Source organism: Lactobacillus johnsonii, assembly GCF_014058685.1.
In the GTDB taxonomy this organism is placed as follows: Bacteria; Bacillota; Bacilli; order Lactobacillales; family Lactobacillaceae; genus Lactobacillus.
In genome coordinates this window covers 77983-100747 of sequence record NZ_CP059055.1, presented here as the reverse complement: position 1 = coordinate 100747, position 22765 = coordinate 77983, and the positions used below count along the sequence as shown (strand labels likewise).

Below are 22765 nucleotides of genomic sequence, written 5' to 3'. Positions count from 1 at the left end.
GCCACTATCACTAGTGACTTTGATCCTTATTCATCTGATGGGTTTTTAACGTAATATCCTACTCCACGTCTGGTAACTAAAATCGTTGGTGAACTTGGATTGTCTTCGATCTTTTCCCGTAAGCGTCGCACAGTTACATCCACAGTTCTAACATCTCCAAAATAATCATAGCCCCAAACGGTTTGTAATAAATGCTCTCTAGTCATTACTTGTCCCATATGCTGTGCTAAATAATGAAGTAATTCAAATTCACGATGCGTTAATTCAATTTTTTCACCATTTTTTTCAACCATATAAGCTTCAGGCATAATCACAAGATTGCCAATGGTAATATTTTTGTCTTCATCATCTTCAGTAGCTTTTTGAGTCAAGTCACGTCTACGCAAGTTTGCCTTTACTCTAGCAACTAATTCTCGGTTAGAAAAAGGCTTAGTAACATAATCATCTGCTCCCATTTCAAGACCTAACACCTTATCAATCTCAGTGTCTTTAGCCGTTACCATAATAATTGGCATATCATGAGTTTGGCGCACTTCACGTGCAACCTCTAAGCCGTCTTTTTTTGGTAACATCAAGTCAAGAATCATTAAATCGGGATTATATTCCTCAACTTTTTTAACAGCTTCTTCGCCGTCGTATGCAGTGTCGACATCAAAGCCTTCCTTAGCCAGATTAAATTTAATAATGTCAGAAATTGGTTTTTCATCGTCAACGACTAAAATCTTCTTTGGCATAAATGATGCCTCCTCAGTATTAATAACTATATTATACTGTTTTCCCCACTTTTTTTAAACTTATGCAAAAAAAAGCTTGCACTTTCTTTACTTTACTGGCATAATACTATTTGTTGGTTATCCAATGGGTGGTTAGCTCAGCTGGCAGAGCAACGGACTCTTAATCCGTGGGTCCAGGGTTCGATCCCCTGACCACCCATATTTTTGAAAGGCATCGCATTTGCGATGTCTTTTTTTGTTTCTAATTTTCTTCAATTTAATGGCTCTTTTGCAAATCCTGTTGATGGATAATTTTAAGAAGGAATTAAGCAGCTAAGAAATAGCTGTTTGATTCCTTTTCTTTTATAATATTTTCTTCGAGTCTAATTCTAATTAATAAATGTTTGAAATTTCTATAGCCATAAGCAGTACGTTCAATTTGTTTAATCTTACGGTTAACTCCTTCAAGACAACCATTAGAATAAGTTGAGGTAATACCGTTTAGGACACCAGAATAATTACGTTTAAAAGTTAATAGAGTTTGATGCATTTGTTTACCAACATTTTGTTTTGAATGAAGTAGATGGATAACTTTCTTTTCATCGTTATCCTGAATAGCAGTCATAAAGTCCTGCATAACCCAATAAGTATTTTCTAAGGTTTGGTCACAATCTAAACCATCTAAGACAACATGTTCCTGTGTTAGACAGTCCTTAAAATGCCAGTCGTAATAAGGAGTAGTCTTATTAAGTTTGTCATATTTCATGAGATAAAGCTTCCAAGGGGACTTTAAAAGCTTATATTCACGGCTTCTTTTATTAAATTGCTTCATGATTTGAACTCTGAAAATATTAAACGATCTAGTAAGCATTTGAACCATATGAAAACGGTCAATAACTATCTGAGCATTTGGAAATAATTCTCTAGCAACTAAAGGATAATAACAATTAAGATCCATAGTTACTGTTTTAACCATTGCACGAGCTTTAGGAGTGAACTTGTAAAAATAGCGTAGAATATCAGGTTTGAAACGAGTTCTAAGAATTTGAACAACTTTGTGAGTATCACCATCTAGACAAATAAAGTGAAGCTTTTTGCCTACGCCCTTAAATTCATCAAAAGCTAAGTGTTCAGGGAGATGATCAAAGGCATCATAGAACTTAGAAGAGCAGACTTCTAATACTCTTTGAACCGTGTTGACAGATACATTATGTTCTCTAGCAATGCTGGTCATTGAACGATCTTCAGTAAGAGCAGAAAGTATTTTTCGCTTAGAAGTGTTAGAGATATAGCAGCCTTTATTAACCAGATTAGATTGAGCCATAGATCTTTTTAAACAGTAATTGCAGAGAACACGTTGTTTTCTTAATCTGATAGTAACGGGCTTACTAGCATCAGCAGTAATGAAACGAACGTTAGAGACGTAATGACCGTTATGCTTAAGATTAGTAGAACGACAATAAGGACAAGTAGGCTGGATCAGCTCAGCTAAATATATTTTGTAAATCTTACCGTTAATATTTTCATTTGAATAATCAGAAAAAATAATGTTTTTATCTTCAATATCAAGAGTAAATTTAATATAATCATTTAAAGAGGACATAGTTTAAATCTCCATACACTTAATTGAATTGGTCGAAGAAGGATTTTAAGTAAGAGAGGACTATGGCCTCTTTTTTTACGTAAAAAAATCCTGTCGATAGAATATCATAGATATTCATCAAGAGGAAAAATTATACAGCCAATTTAATTTATATCAATTTTCTCAAAAAAAGTTCTTGCATTTTTATTTTTTTTTGGCATAATAGTATCTGTTGGTTATCCAATGGGTGGTTAGCTCAGCTGGCAGAGCAACGGACTCTTAATCCGTGGGTCCAGGGTTCGATCCCCTGACCACCCATATTTTTAAAAGACATCGCAATTGCGATGTCTTTTTTTGTTTCTAAATTTTTTCTATAATTAATATCATGAATACTAAACCATCTAAACATCATACTATCTACTACAATTCCACAACCGATGACGTTGTTGAAAGTAAAAGACAAGACTTTACCTTGCCAGACAATTACCAAATCATTAAACACACTCCACTTAATTATCTGATGCGTTTTTTAGCTGCTGGTTTTGCTTATCTTTTTACTTATGGCATAATGCATGTCAAAGTAATAGGTAAGGATAAGTTATCTAAATATAAAAATGAAGGATATTTTATTTACGGAAATCATACCCAAATGGTTAATGACGTCTTCATGCCCCTAACCTTATTTGGCTGGAAAAATTACTATGCCATTGCTAATCAAGCAAATTGGGGAATTCCAGTTATTGGGAAAACGCTCCTGCCCTATGGAGGTCTACCAGTCGGCAAAAATATTAAACAAGCTATTAAATTACTTAAAGCTGTTAAAACCTTAACTAAAGAAAATGCTCATATTGTAATCTATCCAGAAGCTCATGTCTGGCCTTACTATACCAGCATTCGGTCCTTTCCAGAAACTAGCTTTAATTTTCCAGTTCAGGCAAATAAGGCAAGTTTTGTAATGACGACAACTTATCAAAAACGCAAATTTGGCAAGCATCCCAAAATTACTGTTTATATTGATGGTCCCTTCTTCCCGGACTCTACCTTGACCAAAAAAGAGCAACAAAAAAAGCTCCATGATCAAGTATTCGAGCAATTAAAAAAGCGATCTAAGAATAGCGACTATCAATATTATCACTATCAAAAACGAGAAATTGGAGACTAAAATGAATATTATGTTTTGCGGCGACTCTCACGCCGAAGATGGTATTTTAATTGCAACTCTATCTTTATTAAAAAATACCTCCGCTCCCCTGCACCTCTATATCTTAACTATGCAGGCAGAAGGATATGAAGCTTTTGATGAGCAAGCTTTTAACTTAATCAAAAAAATCATTAAAGAAAAAGATCCAAACAACACTGCTGAATTAATTGACTGTACTGAGTTGTTCAAAAAAGAACCTCCTCGCGCTAACATGGAAACTCGCTTCACACCTTATGCCATGCTCAGATTATTTGCGGACCAAATTCCACAAATCCCTGATCGCATCTTGTACTTAGATGACGATATTATTGTACGTAAGGATATTAGTGATTTTTATAACCAAGACTTAACTAATGTGGAATTAGTTGGTGTTTTAGATTTCTGGGGTCGCTTTTTCTTCCATAATCTTCACAGCCACAAAACTTTTGACTACCTTAACTCCGGAGTTTTGCTTTTAAATATGAATGAAATTAAAAAGACAAGATTATTTGCAAAAGTTCGAGAAAAAATGAGCGATAAAAAAATGCTCCTTCCCGACCAATCTGCCTTAAATAAACTTGCGACCGAAAAAAGAATTGCTCCTCGCTGCTACAACGAACAGTACCGGCTCCATTCTGATACAAAAATCCAACATTTTACTACTAGCTTTCGCTTTAAACCCTACTTCCACACTTTAACAGTTAAACCTTGGGATGTAGAACGTGTTCATAGCGTCTTGAAATTACATGAATATGATGATTTACTTAAGCAGTACACAGAACTTAAGCCGCTTTTAAAGCAGCGCTAAATTATTATATAGATGGAGTTTGAGAATGACTATTCCAGTTTTTTACACAATTAGTGATAATTACACACCTTACGCAGCTGTTTCGATTCAGTCTTTAATTGATCATGTTGATCCAAAGAAGGACTATACAATCACTCTTTTAGTCCAAAGTATTAGTGATGAACATAAAAAGAGTCTCGAAGATCTTTCAACTGAAAATGTTCATGTTAATATTTTCCATATCGATGATGAAATGGTAGCTCCAATTCACAATAGTGAAGAAAATTATTTACGAGCACAATTCTTTACCATGTCTATTTTCTACCGTCTCTTTATCCCTAATCTTTTCCCGCAATATGATAAGGCCGTTTACTTAGATGCCGACACAATTATCTGCACTGATATTGCTGAACTCTACAATACTGAAATTGGCGATAACATGTTTGCGAGTGTCCCTGATATGTCAATTAGATTTATTAAACCGCTACAAGTTTATATTAAGGAATGCCAAGGCATCTTCCCACCAGAAAAATACACCAATAATGGTGTGATTTTATTCAATATGAAAGAATTTAGAGATAAAAAATTCGTTGATAAATTCTATTCATTAATTGAAAAATATCATTTTGACAATATTGATCCTGACCAAGCTTATATGAATGAAATTTGTGAAGATAAGATCTATCACTTACCGCTTGAGTGGGATGCAATGCCTAATGAACATATGGATGAAATCAAAGATCCAAAAATCGTTCACTACAACCTTTTCTTTAAGCCATGGCACTTTGCAGATGTTCAATATGGTCAATATTTCTGGGATGTTGCTAAAAAATCCCCATACTATGATGAGCTAAAAGAACAATTGGACAGCTTTACTGATGAAGATCGTAAAAAAGCCCGCGCTGATCTTGATTGGATGATTAAAAAAGTCGATGAAATTAAAAATGAAGATGTAACTTGGGCAAAAGTTAAAAAGACTACGTCCGTAAAAATATAAAGAGGCACTAAAATGACTATTCCAGTTTTTTATAGTATTAGCGATGACTTTACTAAATACGCTGCAGTATCTTTAAATTCATTAGTTAAGAATTCTAATCCAGAAAATGACTACACAGTTATCTTTCTAAACCAAGATCTATCTAAAGAACACCAAGATCAATTGGCAGCTTTGGGTAATGACCATGTACACGTTGAATTCTTCCACATTGATGAGAAATTAGTAAAGCCGATCCAAGATAGAAAAGAAAATTATCTTCGAGCTGACTTTTTCACCATGTCTATCTTTTACCGCCTCTTCATTCCTGATCTTTTCCCGCAATACGATAAGGCAATCTACATCGACAGCGATACAGTAGTCACTGATGACATTGCTAAGCTATACAATACAGAATTAGGCAATAATTTATTTGGCGCATGTACTGATTCTTCTATTCAATATGTAGATAAAATGGTGAAATATATCAAAGATGTCCTAGACCTTGATCCTAAAAAGTATATTAACTCTGGAATGCTCGTCTTAAATTCTAAGGCCTTTAGAGATGAAGGCTTTATTCCTCATTTTATGGACTTGCTTGAGAAGTATCATTTTGACTGTATTGCTCCAGATCAAGACTATTTGAATGAAATTGGCGATGGCCGAATCTTGCATCTTGATCCTCGCTGGGATGCAATGCCTAATGAAAATACAGAACCCCTTCCTAATCCAGGTTTAATTCACTATAACTTATTCTTTAAGCCATGGCACTTTGATAATGTTCAATATCAAGATTACTTCTGGAAGTACGCTAAAGAAACACCCTTCTATGAAGAATTACATGCTGAATTAGATAATTATACTGATGAAGAACGTACCGAAGATCGAGCTAAGTTAGATCATATGCTTGAAAAAGAAGATAGCACCGTCGTTGATCCCAATAATTGGGCTCACGTAAAAGCGAAAGGCGAAAGGATTAAACTATGATTATCGGCGAAAATCGTGCACAAGTTATCGAAAATATCAAAGCAGCCGTTAAAAAAGGTAAAATGCACGCTAAAGTTGAATTGGGCGATCCGATTCTTACTAAAGATGAAAGAATCAAACTAGTTAACGATTATTGGAAACAACAAAAAAAGCTGAGCCATAAATTTAAAAATATTATCGCCCAAACTATTATCAATCTTGATACTTTAGTCTTAATGGCTCATACCCAAATCAAAGACAAACAAAGAGCTAAAGGACCGCAACATGGTGCAATTGTAACGACTAATCACTTTAAGCAAACTGATAGCCTGCCAATTAAAAAATTAGCTAATCGCTGCCATAAAAAGCTCTATGTTGTAATTGAAGACTCCAACCTAAAATTGCCAGGTTTCTTCGGCTTTTTAATGAATAACATTAATGCTATTCCAATTGTTCAAAGCTACCAATACTTGGGGCGAGAATTTCCAAAGCACTTGCAGAAAGTCTTTGATAAAAAGGGATGGGTCTTAATCTACCCTGAACAAGAAATGTGGTATGACTACCGTAAACCTCGCCCCCTTCAAAAAGGTGCTTATTACTACGCAGCTAAGGCTAAGGTACCGATTATCTCCTGCTTTGTAGAAATTCAAGATCTTCCAGAAATGGAAAAAAATAGTAGAGAATTCCACAAGACACGCTATATTCTTCACGTCTTACCGACAATCTACCCAGTTGATCGCCTTACAGTTGATCAAAACGCTAAAAGAATGCGGGACATTGATTATATGCAAAAGAAAAGGGCTTATGAAAAAGCCTACGGTAAGAAATTAAACTATGATTTTGACTACGATGACATTGCGGGTTATGTAAAAGATTAATAATTCTTTCCTAATGTAAAAATTTCTACCTACCGCTAAGTCTATCTGTTCGAACTAAAAAAGATTGATATATCGATGCTTAATAGCAAAGATAATCAATCTTTTTCCTTTTGTAATTCATTTTATTCTAGGAAAGTTAGACAGGTTTTTATTACATACATTAAATAACATAATAAGTCATTATTTTTGATTTACTTACTTAAGTAGACGACAATATAAGTGGCTATAGTCAAAGCTCACGTGTTTAATAATATATAACTTATAAAGCTAATAGTATTTTATCAGAAAGAAGAGAGATACGATGTCAAACGATCTACCAAGCGATGGGCACAAGGTGGTCAGTAAAGGCTATAAATACTTTATGGTATTTCTCTGTATGTTAACTCAAGCTATCCCTTACGGAATTGCTCAATTAATCCAACCTTTATTTGTTCACCCTCTGGTTAATACTTTTCACTTTACATTGGCTTCTTATACCTTAATTTTTACTTTTGGGGCTGTCGTAGGGTCTCTAGTTTCACCAATGGTTGGTAAAGCTTTACAGAAAGTTAATTTTAAAATTTTGTATTTGATTGGTATTTGCCTTTCAGCCGGAGCATATGTAATTTTTGGAATTAGTACGAAACTACCTGGTTTCTATTTAGCCGGAATTATTTGTATGGTTGGTTCAACCTTTTATTCTGGTCAAGGTGTTCCTTGGATTATCAATCACTGGTTTCCATTTAAGGGCCGCGGTGTTGCTCTTGGATTAGCCTTTTGTGGGGGATCAATTGGGGATATTTTCTTACAGCCTATTACCCAGGCAATTTTGAAGCACTTTATGACTGGTAATACTAAGACTGGTCATTTAACTTCCATGGCTCCATTCTATATTTTTGCCGTTGCTCTTTTAGTCGTTGGTCTAATAATTGCCGCTTTTATTAGAGTGCCAAAGAAGGATGAAGACGTAGCTTCTGCCGAAGAAATTAAAAAGAATCGGCATGAAGCTGCTCAAAAGCATGCTCATGAATTTCAGGGTTGGAGCGGCAAGCAAGTTCTTCACATGAAGTGGTTCTGGATCTTTAGTATCGGCTTTTTAATTATTGGTTTAGGACTAGCTTCTTTAAATGAAGATTATGCAGCTTTTTTAGATACTAAATTATCTTTAACCGAAGTCGGCATGATTGGCTCAGTCTTCGGGATTGCTGGTATTATTGGTAACATTTCTGGCGGTTATCTATTTGATAAATTCGGTACGGCTAAATCAATGGCTTATGCCGGTATCATGTTAATTATCGCCATTTTAATGATGATCCTCATTAGTACCCATCCCTATGGCGCCCGCATCAACTTATATGCTGGTATGGGCTGGGCTGTTACGAGCGGCTTATCTGTCTTTAGTTATATGTCCGGACCTGCCTTCATGGCCAAGAGTTTATTTGGTGCCAAAGCACAAGGAGTTAACTTAGGTTATATTAGCTTAGCCTATGCAATTGGTTTTGCTATTGGAGCTCCCCTATTTGGCGTTATCAAAGGTGCTACTAGCTTTACAACTGCTTGGTGGTCCACCATCTTCTTTGTTGCAATTGGTTTTATATTATTAATTTTTGCAGCTATTAAAATTAAACAAATTCAAAAAAATATTGTTGTGAACAAGCCAAATATTATTTTAGATAAATAATTAGTTAGAAAGAAGGTAATTACATGTCTACTGATGCCGCTACTAAAGATAAGGTAGTAAGTAAGGGCTATAAGTACTTCATGGTTTTCCTGTGTATGTTAACCCAAGCTATTCCTTATGGAATTGCTCAAAATATTCAGCCTTTGTTTATTCACCCTTTAGTTAATACCTTCCACTTTACCTTAGCATCGTACACATTAATTTTTACGTTTGGTGCGGTTTTTGCTTCAGTTGCTTCTCCATTTATTGGTAAGGCGTTAGAAAAAGTTAACTTCCGACTAATGTATTTAATTGGTATTGGTCTTTCTGCTATTGCCTACGTAATTTTTGGAATTAGTACAAAGCTACCTGGCTTCTATATTGCCGCTATCATTTGTATGGTTGGTTCAACCTTTTACTCCGGCCAAGGTGTTCCATGGGTTATTAACCACTGGTTCCCAGCAAAGGGACGTGGGGCTGCCTTAGGAATTGCCTTCTGCGGTGGTTCGATTGGTAATATCTTTTTACAGCCAGCAACTCAAGCAATTTTAAAGCACTACATGACAGGTAATACTAAGACCGGTCATTTAACCTCTATGGCACCATTCTTTATCTTTGCCGTCGCTTTATTAGTAATTGGTGTAATTATCGCCTGCTTCATTAGAACCCCTAAGAAAGACGAAATTGTCGTTTCTGATGAAGAACTAGCTGAAAGCAAGAAAGAAGAGGCTTTAGCCAAAGCTAAAGAGTTTAAAGGCTGGACTAGTAAACAAGTGTTACAAATGAAATGGTTCTGGATTTTCAGCCTTGGCTTCTTAATCATTGGTTTAGGCTTAGCTTCCTTAAATGAAGACTATGCCGCCTTCCTTGATACTAAACTTTCTTTAACGGATGTTGGTTTAGTTGGATCAATGTACGGTGTTGGTTGTTTAATCGGAAATATTTCTGGTGGTTTCTTATTTGACAAATTTGGTACAGCAAAATCAATGGCCTATGCTGGTTGTATGTATATTTTATCTATTCTAATGATGATCTTTATTAGCTTCCAGCCATATGGTTCATCTATTAGTAAAGCTGCTGGTATTGGCTATGCTATCTTTTGCGGCTTAGCTGTATTTAGTTACATGTCAGGCCCAGCCTTCATGGCAAAAGACCTCTTTGGTTCAAGAGATCAAGGTGTCATGCTTGGATACGTTGGTTTAGCTTATGCAATCGGCTATGCCATTGGTGCTCCACTCTTTGGGATTATTAAAGGAGCTGCAAGCTTTACAGTCGCTTGGTACTTTATGATTGCCTTTGTTGCAATTGGTTTTATTATTTTAGTATTTGCCGTTATCCAAATTAAGAGATATCAAAAGAAATATATTGCAGAGCAAGCAGCAAAAGCTAATGCTAAATAAGGAGGTTTTTTGGAAATGTGTACTGGTTTAAGATTCACAGATGATCAAGGAAATTTATACTTTGGCCGTAATCTAGATGTTGGACAGGATTATGGCGAAGGCGTTATTATTACGCCGCGTAATTATCCTCTTCCATATAAGTTCTTAGATAACACCACTACTAAAAAGGCTGTTATTGGAATGGGAATTGTGGTTGATGGCTATCCATCATACTTTGACTGCTATAACGAAGATGGATTAGGTATTGCAGGTTTAAACTTCCCACATTTTGCTAAATTTAGTGATGGTCCTATTGACGGTAAAATCAACTTAGCTTCTTACGAAATTATGCTCTGGGTTACTCAAAACTTTACTCATGTTAGTGAAGTAAAGGAAGCTTTAAAGAATGTTAACTTAGTGAATGAAGCTATTAACACATCATTTGCGGTTGCCCCTCTTCACTGGATCATTAGTGATAGTGACGAAGCCATTATTGTTGAGGTTTCAAAACAATATGGAATGAAAGTCTTTGATGACAAAGTTGGCGTTTTAACTAATAGCCCTGACTTTAACTGGCACCTTACTAACCTTGGTAACTACACCGGTTTAAACCCACATGACGCTACAGCCCAAAGCTGGAACGGGCAAAAAGTTGCTCCTTGGGGCGTAGGAACTGGTAGCTTAGGTCTGCCCGGTGACAGTATTCCAGCCGATCGTTTTGTTAAAGCTGCTTACTTAAACGTAAACTATCCAACTGCTAAAGGTGAAAAAGCAAACGTCGCTAAATTCTTTAACATCTTAAAGTCTGTTGCCATGATCAAAGGCAGTGTAGTCAACGATCAAGGCAAGGACGAATATACTGTTTATACTGCATGCTACTCTTCGAAAAGCAAGACTTACTACTGTAATTTTGAAGATGATTTTGAATTAAAGACCTATAAACTAGATGATCACACGATGAATTCAACCAGTCTTGTGACTTACTAGTTTCTTTAAATTTATATCCTATATTCCCAACAAAAAAAGCCACCTGAAACAGGTGGCTTTTGTCGTATACAAGTGTTTAATTTTAGAAAGGACTATTATTATAGCCTGATATCGCAATACCGTCAACCGCTCGATATCCTTTTTATTAATTAATTTTCTTCTTCTGACCTAATTACTTTTTTAGAGCTAGCATCAATTTCAACTTCATGTTTTGTGCTACCGGACTCTACTGTTACCTCCCAAATAGCCTTACCATCTTCCATTTTTAAGTCCCATTCCTTGGCAACACTATTTTTTACTTCTTTTTCTGCTATTTCACTAGCTTCTTTACGCGAAATTGTTTTATCTAAATCTAAACCTTTTTGTAGGTGTTCATCTAGATCAAGCTTTTCAGAACTAGATTTAATTTCCTTACCAGTTCTAGCATTGATTGTCATTTCGTATTCTTTACTCTTATCAAATCCATCGATCTCATAAACGTATCGGTTACCGTCTAACTTTAGGTTTATTTCTTTAATCTCTTTATCACTGTATTTTTCATCAAATTTGTTCAAAGCTTCAGTTTGGCTAAGCTTGATTTGACTCTTTTTTAGTGCATTTTCTGTATTACTTTTCTTATCTTTAGTTTCCTTTTTTACACTAGATTGTTTACTTTGATTTGATGAATCGTTATTACTGCACGCAGCAGCTGAAGTTCCGATAATGCCAATTACAGCTGTAGCAGCTAATAATCGGGTAATTTTATTATTTTTGCTCATCATTTTCTCCTTGAATAAAATAAAACAAAACTATATTTGCTTTAAATTATATAGTATTATTTCAATGAAAGCGATTTATTTGCCTAGTAAATAAAAAAGCCGATGCTCAGCATCGACTTTTCTATTCACCTTTAAACCTACCATCTTCAACTTCACGAATAAAGTCAGCCAAGTGTTTGTAGTAAACATCTGGATTATCAACCATGTGGTGGTGACCCCCATCAGGAGTAGTAACTAGGCGTGAATTTGGAATTTCTTTTTGCATAATTTTAGCAGTAGAAATTGGCATAGTTTCATTTTCACCAAAAGTAATTAAAGTTGGTACTTTAATATTCTTAAGTTGGTCTCTAAAGTGCCAATCTTTAAGCTTACCAGTAATAACAAATTCATTATCACCTTGAAAGACATTGTAAACAGCACTTCCACCAAGATCTTTTAAGTGATAAAGCTTTGAAGGTTGCTTTCTATCAACAAAATTAATATTTAAAATTTGTACATCATCTTGGTAGCGTTGATTATCATAGTCATTATTCTTTTCGCATTCATGCATGAAATCAATTTCTGTTTGAGGAAGAACTTCTTGTCTTCTTCTATTTACAGAATCAACATACTCATCAATTTCATCAACCATTGAAGAAATAATGGCGCCCTTTAAATGCTGACCATATTTAACCGCATATTCTTGCACTAAGAGGCCGCCCCAGCTTTGGCCAATTAAGTAGAAATTATCTAAGCCAAGCTTTTCACGCACTTCATCAACTTCATCTAAGAAGTATTCATAAGTTAAATACTTCTTAGCAATTTCTGGATCTGAGTAATCTGGTTGATCAGAATAAAGTGACCCTAGTTGATCATACATAGTTACTTGAACATTAAGTCCCTGTTTCTTTAACTGTTCTGCAGCATCTTCCCAATATTCATGATTTCCACCAGGACCACCGTGAAGTGCTAATAGATGAATATCACCTTCGCCTTGAGTATTAGTCCACAAGTGATAACCGTTGTCTAAAGTAATAATTTTAGTACCAGTTCTCATAAAATTCTCCTTTTTAGTTTTTATTTTATATTTTATCTCATTTTCTTTTTAATTCCGATATGAATTGCACCAGCACCTAAATTTAATTTGGTTATTATTACATTTTTAAAACCATCTTGCTCAAGCATTTCCTTTAAACGCGTAGCTGAAATAAATTTAGCCGTCGTATGTGATAAGTACTTATAATCGTCAACATTAGCACCCAATAATTTAGCAAAATTAGGAAATAGTTTGAAGTAACTCTCCCACCCTAACTTAATAATTGGATTAGTTGGCTGTGAAGTCTCTAGAATTCCAACTTTTCCATCTGGCTTTAAAACCCGATAAATTTCTTTCAAAACTTGATCTGCATCCGGCACATTACGCAAACCAAAACCAATTGTTACAATATCAAAGCTTTGGTCCGGATAAGGCAAATGCATTGCATCCCCTTGCTTTAATTGAATTTCTTTTTGTAAATTTTGTACTCTGATCTTTTTGTCAGCTAAGTCGAGCATTTTTTGATTAAAATCTAGTCCAATTACATTGCCAGAAGGACCCACTTGTTTTGCAAGGGCAATTGTTAAGTCACCCGTCCCGCAACATAGGTCTAATGCAAAATCTCCAGACGCTACTCTTAATTCTTTAAAGAACTTTTTCCGCCAGCCATTTTGTGTTCCTAAGCTAATTAGATTATTCATCTGATCATAATGCGGAGCAACTCGTGTAAATAAATCATGAACGTCTTTTTCAGGTACCTTATTAGTTAAACTCATTTTTATCACCAAATTTATTATCCCAACAAAAAAGCTATGATTCAAATGAACCATAGCTTTTCTTAAATTCGATTAGATTTACGACGCCAAATGTGAACTAAAATTCCAATAACTAACCCTAAGATAGTCGGTACAACCCAGGCTAGACCAACATTAGCAAATGGCAAATACTGAAGTCGAATACGACTAACTGCATTGTAGAATGGCGTTCCAGCAATTGGTGCTGGCAAGTTTGTAATTAAATCAAGGACTGCTGGTATTAAAGTTAATGCCATTGTTATGCGATAGATTACTCTATCTTTTTTGAAAAATGGTGAGAATAAAGACAAGATAATCAAAACAATTGCTAAAGGATATAAGAACATTAAGACAGGAAGCGACCAGTGAATAATTTTATCTAGTCCTAGATTTGCAGTTGCAAATGATCCGATACAAGCGATGGTTAACCATCCCTTATAACTAAATTTTGTATAATGAGCGGAAAAATCTAGTGCAAAAGCAGCTAAAACCCCAACCGCTGTCGTTAAACAAGCTAAAAATACTAAAACAGCCAATAAAGCCTGACCAAAGATACCAGCATAGTATCTAACGATATGGGATAACAGAACTCCGCCATCACTAGTTATTCCAAAATGTCCTAATGACATTGCTCCGACCATAATCAACAAAGTATAAATTACCCCGATAGCAATAACGGCTATTAAGCCAGACTTTGCTGTAATTTTTGCTGTTTCACTTTCATTGTTACCAATTAATTCTTTAATAGCTGTTACCACGGTTACGCCAAAAGCAAGACCAGCTAAAGCGTCCATCGTGTTATATCCTTCTAAAAATCCTTTTACTATTGTCCCTTGAGCATAATCTTTACTAACGAGAACAGTTCCTAAATTACCTAACGGACGGGCAAAGGCAATAACAAAAACTAGAAATAGTAAAACTAGAAAAATAGGATTTAAAATTTTACCTAAAGAAGATAGGATGTCACTTTCGTTATATGCAATAACAAAAACAATTGCAAAAAAGATAGCGGTAAAAATAATTAATCCGCCGCCTTGAAATTGCTTAGGAAGAAGTGGGGCTACCCCTACCGTATATGCTACAGTCGCATTTCTTGGTGCCGCAAATAAGGGGCCCATGGTTAACTGGATCAAAGTCATAAACAAAAGAGCGAAGACTTTTCCTACCGGTAAACCTATTTGATAAACACCATTACTACGAGTAATAGCAACCGCTAGGAGTGAAAGTAGGGGTAAAACTACCCCAGTAATTGAAAAACCAATTGCTGCTGGTCCCCAATTTTTACCAGCAAGCTGGCCTAAATGAAGTGGGAAAATTAAGTTTCCTGCACCAAAGAATAGTGCAAAAATCATTGATGCTACAATTAAATATTGTTTTGTCGTCAGCTTCTTTTCCTGCGCTTCTTTCAATTATATTCCTCCAAAAAATCAATTATTTTTAGTATTTTAGCAAAAAAACGCTGTAAACTCTAGTATTTACAACGTTTTAATGGATTAATACTATTTTTCTAATTCATCATTTGCGCTATTTGCGGCAATTCTACCAAAAGTAAAGATATCAGCAAGCGAATTTCCACCTAAACGGTTACCTGCGTGAATTCCGCCGGCTACTTCTCCAGCAGCATATAGACCAGGAATTTGCTTACCATCTTTATCTAAGACATGAGCACCTGTATCAATCTTCAAGCCACCCATAGTATGGTGGATGGCTGGCTTTCTCGGTGTTGCATAAAATGGAGCAACTTCGCATTTTAGATTAAAGGCTGATTTTTCAAAATCTGGATCTTTTCCTGCTTCAACATAAGAATTATATTTCTCAATGGTCTCAACTAAAGTAGCAGGATCCATTCCAACTTGCTTAGCTAAATCTTCTAAGCTATCAGCTCTAAACAAGGTACCAGCTTTAACCTGTGCATCAATTGATTCTTGAGTTGTGTTATAAGCCGTATCTTTAATCTTGTCATCAGCAATTAAATAGAACAAGCCGCCATTATCAATAGCCGCCTTGGTTAAGACATCACGTTCTGCAAATTCATTTACGAAACGTTTTCCCTTTTGATTAACCATAATATAGTTTTCTGGTGGAGTTTGTAGACCAGTAAATAGCTCACCAGTCTTTAGATCAGAAACTGGCATCATCTGAATAAAGCCCATTCCAACTAAGTCTGCACCTGCTTCTTTACCAAGATTAATTCCGTCCCCAGTAATTGCAGGAGAATTAGTAGTAGCAATATTATCATCAATATGCTTCCAGTAAGTATTGTATTTTTGAACCATTGGTGTATTTGCCCCAAATCCACCAGCAGTTAAAATTACAGCCTTAGCATGAACAGTGATTGTACTGCCATCTGGTCTTTTAGCAATAACGCCTTTAACTTGACCATCTTCAATAATCAAGTGCTCAGCTCGAGTATCGGCCAGAATTCTTCCACCATGATCCTTTACCCAATCACCTAAAACATGAATAAAGGCATAACCCATTGGTTCAACTGGCTTGTGCCCTCTTCTCCATAAGGCACCTACTGGCATTGTTACTTGACTGCGATCGAATTTTACTCCTAAGTCACTTAACCAATGCACTGAGTCCAAGGCATTATCGATTAATTCTTTGACTAAAGCATAGTTACCATGAATTTCATTTCCATTTAAGTCGGTTCTCTTACCACCTAAATAGGTTTGAATTTCATGAAGTAATTTTGAATCAAATAGATAATCCGCACCAGAAGCTACATATTCTTTTATTTGCTTTTGTAATTTTTTAAAGTCTTCTTGATACTCTGGATCAATCTCTTCAAGTGGAGTTGCTGCTAGTTCTTCTAAGGTTTCTTTTTCACCGGCTAAAGCTTTAAATTTATTTTGCCAATCTGGTTCTGCAGCATTCATTGGGCCACCAGCACGACTAGTGTTTCCTCCAATTTGTGGGAACTTTTCAAGTACAATGACATCTTTATCATGTTGAATACTTCTAGCAGCGGCAGCTAAACCTGCACCACCAGCTCCAACAACTACAACATCAGTTGTATAAGTCTCATCTTTAGCTCTTTGTTCCTTTGGTTTAGCTCGGTTTTTCCACTCATCTGGATCTCCGCCAGCTTCACTAATTGCCAATGCTACTCCATCAATAACACCATGACTAGAGATAGTAGCACCACTAACTGTATCAACATTTAAAGTCTGATTTTCAACAATTTCTTCAGGCAAACGTCTAAATACTTCGTCAGCTACTCCCTTAGTTTCACCTTTAGCGTCAACCTTAATATCTTCAATCTTATTTTCGGAAAGAGTAACTTCCATAGGCATGAAACTCGCACCATGTCCTTGAGCTTTTACGTTGTATTTTCCTGATTTCATAATTTTTCTACCCTTTCTTAAATATTTTCACCTAAATTATAAGTTATTAAATCTACAGGCTTAAATATCTTTTTTACAAATTACTAATAACAAATTTGTTATAGCTGACATAGTGTGAAGTCTCATTTACCTTATCCAATAATGGGCTGTAAATTTTTCTTTTTAAATTCTTCAACTAAATTTTTTAAAGCTTGCGATTTTGTTTTTTCAGCTTTTGTTGCAATAAAGAAAGTAACGTTAATTAAGTCATAGCTTAAGGGAAAAAGGTTAATTGGCGTTTCACCAATTCTTTTAATGATACTAGCAGTGGAGATAGTTAATCCCATCCCATGAATTGCTAGACTAGTTGCAGTAATAATGTTTTTAGATTCTAAAACAACTCGTGGTTCTAAATGAAATCGCTGGAAAACTCCATTAACTTGGTGCCGAATAGCCGAACCAGGAACACTTAAAACAAAAGGTTCTTGTAATAAGTCTTTTAGGTTTAAGTCATCTGGTTTAAGGATAAATTTTCCTTCCTGGTAATACGGAGATGAAGGTGAAATTACTACATAGTATCTTTCACCACCATTACTTACAATATCTAAGCTTGAATCAATTGCTTCTGGGGTTTGACCGATATAACAGTCAATATTTCCACTCAGTAAATTTCTTTCACTTTCTCTTGGGAAGTTTTCAAAAAGCTGTATTTCTACTCGAGGATTTTTCTTTAAAAAATCTGGCAGTATTTCTGGTAGTAAATAAGTGCCTAGACTCTCTAAAATTCCAATTCTGATGATTTCTTTATTAGGTTGTGTATATTGGGCTAATTTTTTATTTAATTGTTGTTTGTTATAAGAAATATTTTCTAAATATTGATAATACAGTAAGCCTGCTTGAGTCAATGCATAGGGCTTTTTATCCCGATCAATAATTGGCGTTCCTAAACGGTCTTCTATTCTTTTTATTAACTGGGTGAGATAGGGTTGAGAAATGTAGAGCTTTTTTGCTGCTTTCACAAAACTATCTTCTTTGAGTAATACATCAATAAAATGCTGTATTTCTTCTGGGTTATTCATTATTTATTTCCTTAATATAGTTTTTATATTATAAACAAAAGAGCTATGGATACCTCAAATTTACCATAGCTCTTTTGCTTTACACATTAACTTGAATACAATTTAAATGTAATATTATTAGTTATATTTTACAAGTAAAAATGTTTAATTTATTAATTTTTTTGCTTATATTTAGTCTGTTTAAATCGGTGATGATAATGATAAATTACCAGTGGCAAAATTGTAACGATAAGGCACAGACCAATCATTGTCCAAACATAAACGCCCTTTAATTCAGTCGGTGTTCCTTGTGCTGGGATAAAGGAAATAAAGAATGCTACTACAGTTATTACCAGGGCAATAATTGCAATTATTACCCCTAAGCCTTTGCTCCTTGTCATATAATAACTGCGCTTTAGATTTCCATGTTTTACCTTTAAAACGATGTAAGAGATCAACATTAAAATGTAGACCATCAAGTACTGAGCAGTCGTAGCAGCTAAAGAAACATTAAAAGCAAAATCAGAGTTCTTACCACTAGTGAAAGTAATTAAAATTGCAGATGCAGTTACAATCAAAGTTTGTAAAACAATCAACCGCATCGGTACGTCACGATCAGTAGATTTAGCGAAGAACTTAGGCATATAGCCTTCTTTAGCAGCTTCAAACATCCCTTGACTAGGACCAGCGAGCCAATTTCCAAGTTCTCCAATAATACCAGCTGCCAGTAATACACCGATAAACTTCTTAATAACATCCCCGGGTAAGCCAATTGAATCTAAAATTTTTCCAAAGGCATAGACAAAACCAGTTGAATTTTGAATTTGATCTTTCGGAATTGTCATTCCAATTGCGGTACTACCAAGTAAGTCAAAAGAAATAGCAGTCACAGCTAAAGCGAGCATAACAGTGGAATACTTTTTAGGATTTTCCAAATATTTTGCATGCGGAGCAGATGCTTCCCCACCACAAAATGCCAACACAAATGGCACAAAAGCTACTAAGGTAGCCCCAGTTAAATGATGTGGAAAGATATTATTCCAGCTTAAATGCATATATAGGGGACGTCCTTGAAAGAGATATACAAAGAAGGTAATAATTAGCAAAATTACTGGTAAAGCTATCCCAAGTCCAAATAACCACTCTGCAATATGTCCTATTTTCTTAACTCCTACCATTTCGACAAGAGTAATTGACCAGATAATTATCATCATCAATAGAAATCTAATACTTGGTGTAGTGTTAAACCAAGGAGTATCAAAGGTAATAGATAATGCACCAATAATTACGTACATCATTGTGTTCATCCCAACAGTAATGTGAATCCATTGATAAAACATAGCCGTCCAGCCAGCTCGATCTCCTAAGGACCCTTTTACCCAAGTAAAAATTCCACCCTTATCCCAGCCGTCAACTGAAGCCATTTCTCCTGCCATTTGCGTAATTGGTACAAACCATATTAAGCCTGCTAATAGCAAATAAAAAACTGCTGTTGGACCAGTTTTTCCAAATGGAGCCAACTCATTAACTGAGATAACCATTGATGAAGTCATGGCGAATAACTTCAATGCTGTTAACCGATTATACTTTTCGTCTTCTTCTAATTTGGTCAAAGACTCGCTTTTATCAGACACAATTTTTCCTCCGAAAAAGTTTTTTCGAAAATTAATTATACACTTCTTCATCAAAATTGGTCTAAAAACTTTAAAAATAAAAAAAGCTAGATTTGCATAATCAAATCTAGCTCTTTTATCTTCTACTTCATCCATGGAAAAATGTGCTTTAAAACTTTATGATCTTGCTCATTTTGTCCATCTGCCTGTGTAGCTTCCTTCTTAGAAGTTATCTCCGCTTTATTTTCTTCTTTAGCGTCTACTTTTTTAGTTTTTTCTACTGCTACTGTAAATGTAGCAACTGTTTTTTGGTCTTTTTCAAAGTATTTAGTTGCGCCTTTTGGATCAAAGCCATTGTAGACCACTTCGTAACCAGCCTGTTCAAGTTCTTTAATTTGTTTAGCTGTACTGTATAAATCAGTTATCTTGTCGCCCACATTTCCGCTTAAAACATTAGAAGATGCAATTTGAACCGCATTGTTACTTAAATCAACAAAAGTAACGATTGCTTTTCTCTTATTGTCATTACCTGGAAGTGAGACTACATTTGACAAGGTTGACTTTCCATCAACAGATTCAATCTTAGTCTTTAACTTTTTATCTGAGACTAATTCTTTTATTTCATCAAAGGTATAATAGATAACCTTTGTATCACGACTTGGATCTTTGACAACAACTGATGAATTTTTAGGCATATAGTCTAAGATTCTTGGAGCCGGTTGTTCCATTAAAACTTTCGTTGCATCAGTTGTGTCGGTTATATACACTGGGTGATCTGCATGGTTAATTTTTTCACCTTTAGAGTTTACTGGGATAATCTGACCATTTTGGTGATATTTTACTACCACATCAATATTTTCACGCTCTACCTTATGTTCTTTAACTTGATATTGATCTGCATGATATCCGTCAACTACCGGCGTTACAACTGCGCTATATTCTTTTTTATCAACAGTCCAAGCAGTAGTATATTTACCATCCTTAATCACCTTTCCATTATTATCATTTACAGTTAAAGATCTATTCCAGCGTGCGCCTTGAATTCGATCTACTGGTGTTTTGTCGCTAGCTCCGACATAATGAATCGTCTCTTTAACCGGAATACTGTAATGATGCGGCTTAACTGTTCGATAGGGATGCTCGCTATTAACTTGAACATAACGTGGCTTTAGAATGTATTTAACTTTAATATCTGCTACTGGATCTTTAATTAAAACAGTCTCTTGAGTACGGCGATATCCTTCTATTTCAGGCACTTCTTCCGTTGCCAAGACTCTAGTTGGGTCAGTTAAATCATTAAGAAATGGAACTGGTTTAGCTTCAGAAATTTCCTGTCCCTCTTCATCAACGGGAATAATCGCACCATTCTTTTTGTAAGTTACTGTCGCAAAAAGATCGCTTTGCGTTACATCATGCTTAGCAACAACCCCAATATCAGCCGTAAAACCGGATATTACTGGTGTATCTACTGCTTCAAAGTACTCTTTATCTGCTTTCCACTCAGTAGTATATTTTCCATCTTCTAAGATTTCTTTTGTTACCTCATCATAAGTGATATCTCTATTCCATTGAACTGTTTGGATCGCATCATTAGGATTCTTAACACCAGCTCCGTCATAACGAACTAAAGCTGTAGCAGTCCGGCGATATGCACCAGGATTAACATCAAAATGAGAATTATCTTTATTTACGGCCACATATTTATGCCTTAAAACATACTTAACTTCTATGTCTTTTGCTGGATCAATTTTTGCAAAATCAACAGATTCTGGCTCGTATTCCTCATCTTTTAGATTATTTTTAGGCAAAGATACTAGAGTGGGATCATTTTTATCTGAAACAAAACGTAATTTAGGTAGAATATCAATCTTTTGTCCGCTCTCATCAATAGGAATGACATAGCCATTTTTTACATATCTAATTTTTTCAGTTACGTTAGCAAGTCTTACCTTTTCCTCAGGCATTTCTTTTATATAAGTATGATATCCGCTTACTGCTGGTACAGAAATTGCTGAATATGTTTTTTGCTCTGGCTTCCATTCAGTTGTGTATTTTCCATCAGAAATAATTCGCTTAGTTGCAGCATCAACTGTAAGATCTCTACTCCAGTTTACTTGCTGTACCACTTCTTCTGGTGTCTGATCATCAGCACCACTATAAGCTATAACTCGTTTACTTATCTTGTGATATTCTGACTCATCAATACCATCAAGTGGATTTTCTTCGTTAACCAGTACTTGCTTATGTCTTAAGGTGACAATAAAGGTTTGAACATAGTCGTCACTTGTATCAAAGAATTGAATATCACCATTAGCATCAAAGCCATTACTTACTACTTCATAGCCCTTTGTGTCTAACTCTTTCAATTGATCAATTGTACTATAGTCAATTTTTGTATTTGGAGCCCCAGTTAAAATTTTAGATTCAACAATTTCTTCATTATTGCTATCAATATCAAGATATTTAACTTCTGCCTTCTGTTCTTTGTTTGAAATATGTTCATTAACTTGATAGGTAATAGTGTATTCACGATTTGGTTCATCAGCAGTAACTGTTTTTCCACCAACTAAAACTTGATCGGGAACATAACCTAAAATACTTGGTGCCGCAACTACTGGAAAAGACTGCTCAACTTTTTCCCAGCCCTTACTACCAATCTTTTTGCCAGTCACACGATCATAGACTAAAATCCGATTAAAAGTAATTGTTGATACTTCATCCCTAGGAGTTCGACTACCCGCGCCAACATAATGAACAGTTTGAGTACCTTTTACTTGAAGATCTTCAAGCTTGCAGCCATATTTTAGATTATCAACTGTAACTTGCTCTCTCCCATGCTTAAAGGTAACCATGTAACTGTCTTGATCTTCACTAAATACCGGTTCTTTTCCTTTACTATCAAAGGGATCATTAACTAATACATATCCTTGATTAGTTAAATTTTTTATTTCATCTGCTGTGCTGTAATTAATTTTATCGCCAATATTTCCTGTCAAGTTTTCAGAAGTAAAAAGTTCAGCCAGATTATTATCTAAATCCGTATATTTTACAGCTACTGATGCAACTTTCTCACTTAAATTATCCATATATTTCATGCCCCCTTGTTAACGTGAA

Annotated in this window: 18 protein-coding genes and 2 tRNA genes; 10 read left to right on the top strand and 10 right to left on the bottom strand. The window is 35.2% G+C overall.

The window, feature by feature from the left end:
* Positions 1-26: 26 nt before the first annotated feature.
* A complete protein-coding gene (yycF, locus tag H0I41_RS00410; RefSeq protein WP_135014108.1) occupies positions 27-734 on the bottom strand; it encodes a response regulator YycF in 708 nt (235 codons plus the stop codon).
* 126 nt (positions 735-860) lie between these two features.
* On the opposite strand from yycF, the gene H0I41_RS00405 reads away from it, so the two are divergent.
* Positions 861-933, top strand: a tRNA-Lys gene (locus tag H0I41_RS00405).
* A 105-nt stretch (positions 934-1038) separates the two neighbouring features.
* Here the strand turns inward: H0I41_RS00405 and H0I41_RS00400 are convergent.
* Positions 1039-2316, bottom strand: a complete 1278-nt coding sequence (locus tag H0I41_RS00400) for an ISL3-like element ISLjo2 family transposase (RefSeq protein WP_182094552.1) — start codon at positions 2314-2316, stop codon at positions 1039-1041.
* A gap of 224 nt (positions 2317-2540) precedes the next feature.
* Here H0I41_RS00400 and H0I41_RS00395 point away from each other — a divergent pair.
* The 9 genes from H0I41_RS00395 to bsh all read left to right on the top strand — a co-directional run bounded on the left by H0I41_RS00395 (position 2541) and on the right by bsh (position 11084).
* Positions 2541-2613, top strand: a tRNA-Lys gene (locus tag H0I41_RS00395).
* Between the two features lie 67 nt (positions 2614-2680).
* Positions 2681-3457 carry a 1-acyl-sn-glycerol-3-phosphate acyltransferase gene (locus H0I41_RS00390; RefSeq protein ID WP_034525303.1) on the top strand — a complete coding sequence of 259 codons (777 nt, stop codon included), beginning with the start codon at positions 2681-2683 and terminating at the stop codon, positions 3455-3457.
* Position 3458: 1 nt separating this feature from the next.
* Positions 3459-4283, top strand: coding sequence for a glycosyltransferase family 8 protein (locus H0I41_RS00385; RefSeq protein WP_004896233.1), 825 nt, complete (start codon positions 3459-3461; stop codon positions 4281-4283).
* A gap of 25 nt (positions 4284-4308) precedes the next feature.
* Positions 4309-5259, top strand: coding sequence for a glycosyltransferase family 8 protein (locus H0I41_RS00380; RefSeq protein ID WP_135014532.1), 951 nt, complete (start codon positions 4309-4311; stop codon positions 5257-5259).
* Positions 5260-5271: 12 nt separating this feature from the next.
* Positions 5272-6222 carry a glycosyltransferase family 8 protein gene (locus tag H0I41_RS00375; protein ID WP_004896235.1) on the top strand — a complete coding sequence of 317 codons (951 nt, stop codon included), beginning with the start codon at positions 5272-5274 and terminating at the stop codon, positions 6220-6222.
* A complete protein-coding gene (locus H0I41_RS00370; RefSeq protein WP_011161298.1) occupies positions 6219-7079 on the top strand; it encodes a lysophospholipid acyltransferase family protein in 861 nt (286 codons plus the stop codon). The genes H0I41_RS00375 and H0I41_RS00370 overlap by 4 nt, the downstream gene beginning before the upstream one ends.
* 301 nt (positions 7080-7380) lie before the next feature.
* On the top strand, positions 7381-8739 hold the full coding sequence (locus tag H0I41_RS00365; RefSeq protein WP_086874552.1) for a conjugated bile salt MFS transporter: 1359 nt from the start codon (positions 7381-7383) through the stop codon (positions 8737-8739).
* A 23-nt stretch (positions 8740-8762) separates the two neighbouring features.
* On the top strand, positions 8763-10118 hold the full coding sequence (locus H0I41_RS00360; protein ID WP_086874551.1) for a conjugated bile salt MFS transporter: 1356 nt from the start codon (positions 8763-8765) through the stop codon (positions 10116-10118).
* 15 nt (positions 10119-10133) lie between these two features.
* Positions 10134-11084 (top strand): choloylglycine hydrolase, encoded by a 951-nt coding sequence (gene bsh / locus H0I41_RS00355; protein WP_135014530.1) that lies wholly within the window; start codon positions 10134-10136, stop codon positions 11082-11084.
* 149 nt (positions 11085-11233) lie between these two features.
* Here bsh and H0I41_RS00350 read toward each other — a convergent pair whose 3' ends face one another.
* The 8 genes from H0I41_RS00350 to H0I41_RS00315 form a co-directional block, all read right to left on the bottom strand.
* Positions 11234-11845 carry a PepSY domain-containing protein gene (locus H0I41_RS00350; RefSeq protein ID WP_011161295.1) on the bottom strand — a complete coding sequence of 204 codons (612 nt, stop codon included), beginning with the start codon at positions 11843-11845 and terminating at the stop codon, positions 11234-11236.
* A gap of 118 nt (positions 11846-11963) precedes the next feature.
* Positions 11964-12878 carry a prolyl aminopeptidase gene (locus H0I41_RS00345; protein WP_011161294.1) on the bottom strand — a complete coding sequence of 305 codons (915 nt, stop codon included), beginning with the start codon at positions 12876-12878 and terminating at the stop codon, positions 11964-11966.
* 32 nt (positions 12879-12910) lie between these two features.
* Complete coding sequence (gene ubiE / locus H0I41_RS00340) at positions 12911-13633, bottom strand: bifunctional demethylmenaquinone methyltransferase/2-methoxy-6-polyprenyl-1,4-benzoquinol methylase UbiE (protein WP_053106813.1); 723 nt, start codon at positions 13631-13633, stop codon at positions 12911-12913.
* A 62-nt stretch (positions 13634-13695) separates the two neighbouring features.
* Positions 13696-15060: a branched-chain amino acid transport system II carrier protein gene (gene brnQ / locus H0I41_RS00335; protein WP_135014529.1), complete on the bottom strand. Its 1365-nt coding sequence runs from the start codon at positions 15058-15060 to the stop codon at positions 13696-13698.
* 90 nt (positions 15061-15150) lie between these two features.
* Complete coding sequence (locus H0I41_RS00330) at positions 15151-17001, bottom strand: flavocytochrome c (RefSeq protein WP_135014528.1); 1851 nt, start codon at positions 16999-17001, stop codon at positions 15151-15153.
* Between the two features lie 131 nt (positions 17002-17132).
* Positions 17133-18059 (bottom strand): LysR family transcriptional regulator, encoded by a 927-nt coding sequence (locus H0I41_RS00325; protein ID WP_135014527.1) that lies wholly within the window; start codon positions 18057-18059, stop codon positions 17133-17135.
* Positions 18060-18211: 152 nt separating this feature from the next.
* Positions 18212-19672 (bottom strand): APC family permease, encoded by a 1461-nt coding sequence (locus H0I41_RS00320; protein WP_474198270.1) that lies wholly within the window; start codon positions 19670-19672, stop codon positions 18212-18214.
* 122 nt (positions 19673-19794) lie between these two features.
* The gene (locus H0I41_RS00315; RefSeq protein ID WP_135014526.1) at positions 19795-22737 is read right to left on the bottom strand and encodes a mucin-binding protein; all 2943 of its coding nucleotides are present in this window, start codon (positions 22735-22737) and stop codon (positions 19795-19797) included.
* Positions 22738-22765 lie beyond the last annotated feature (28 nt).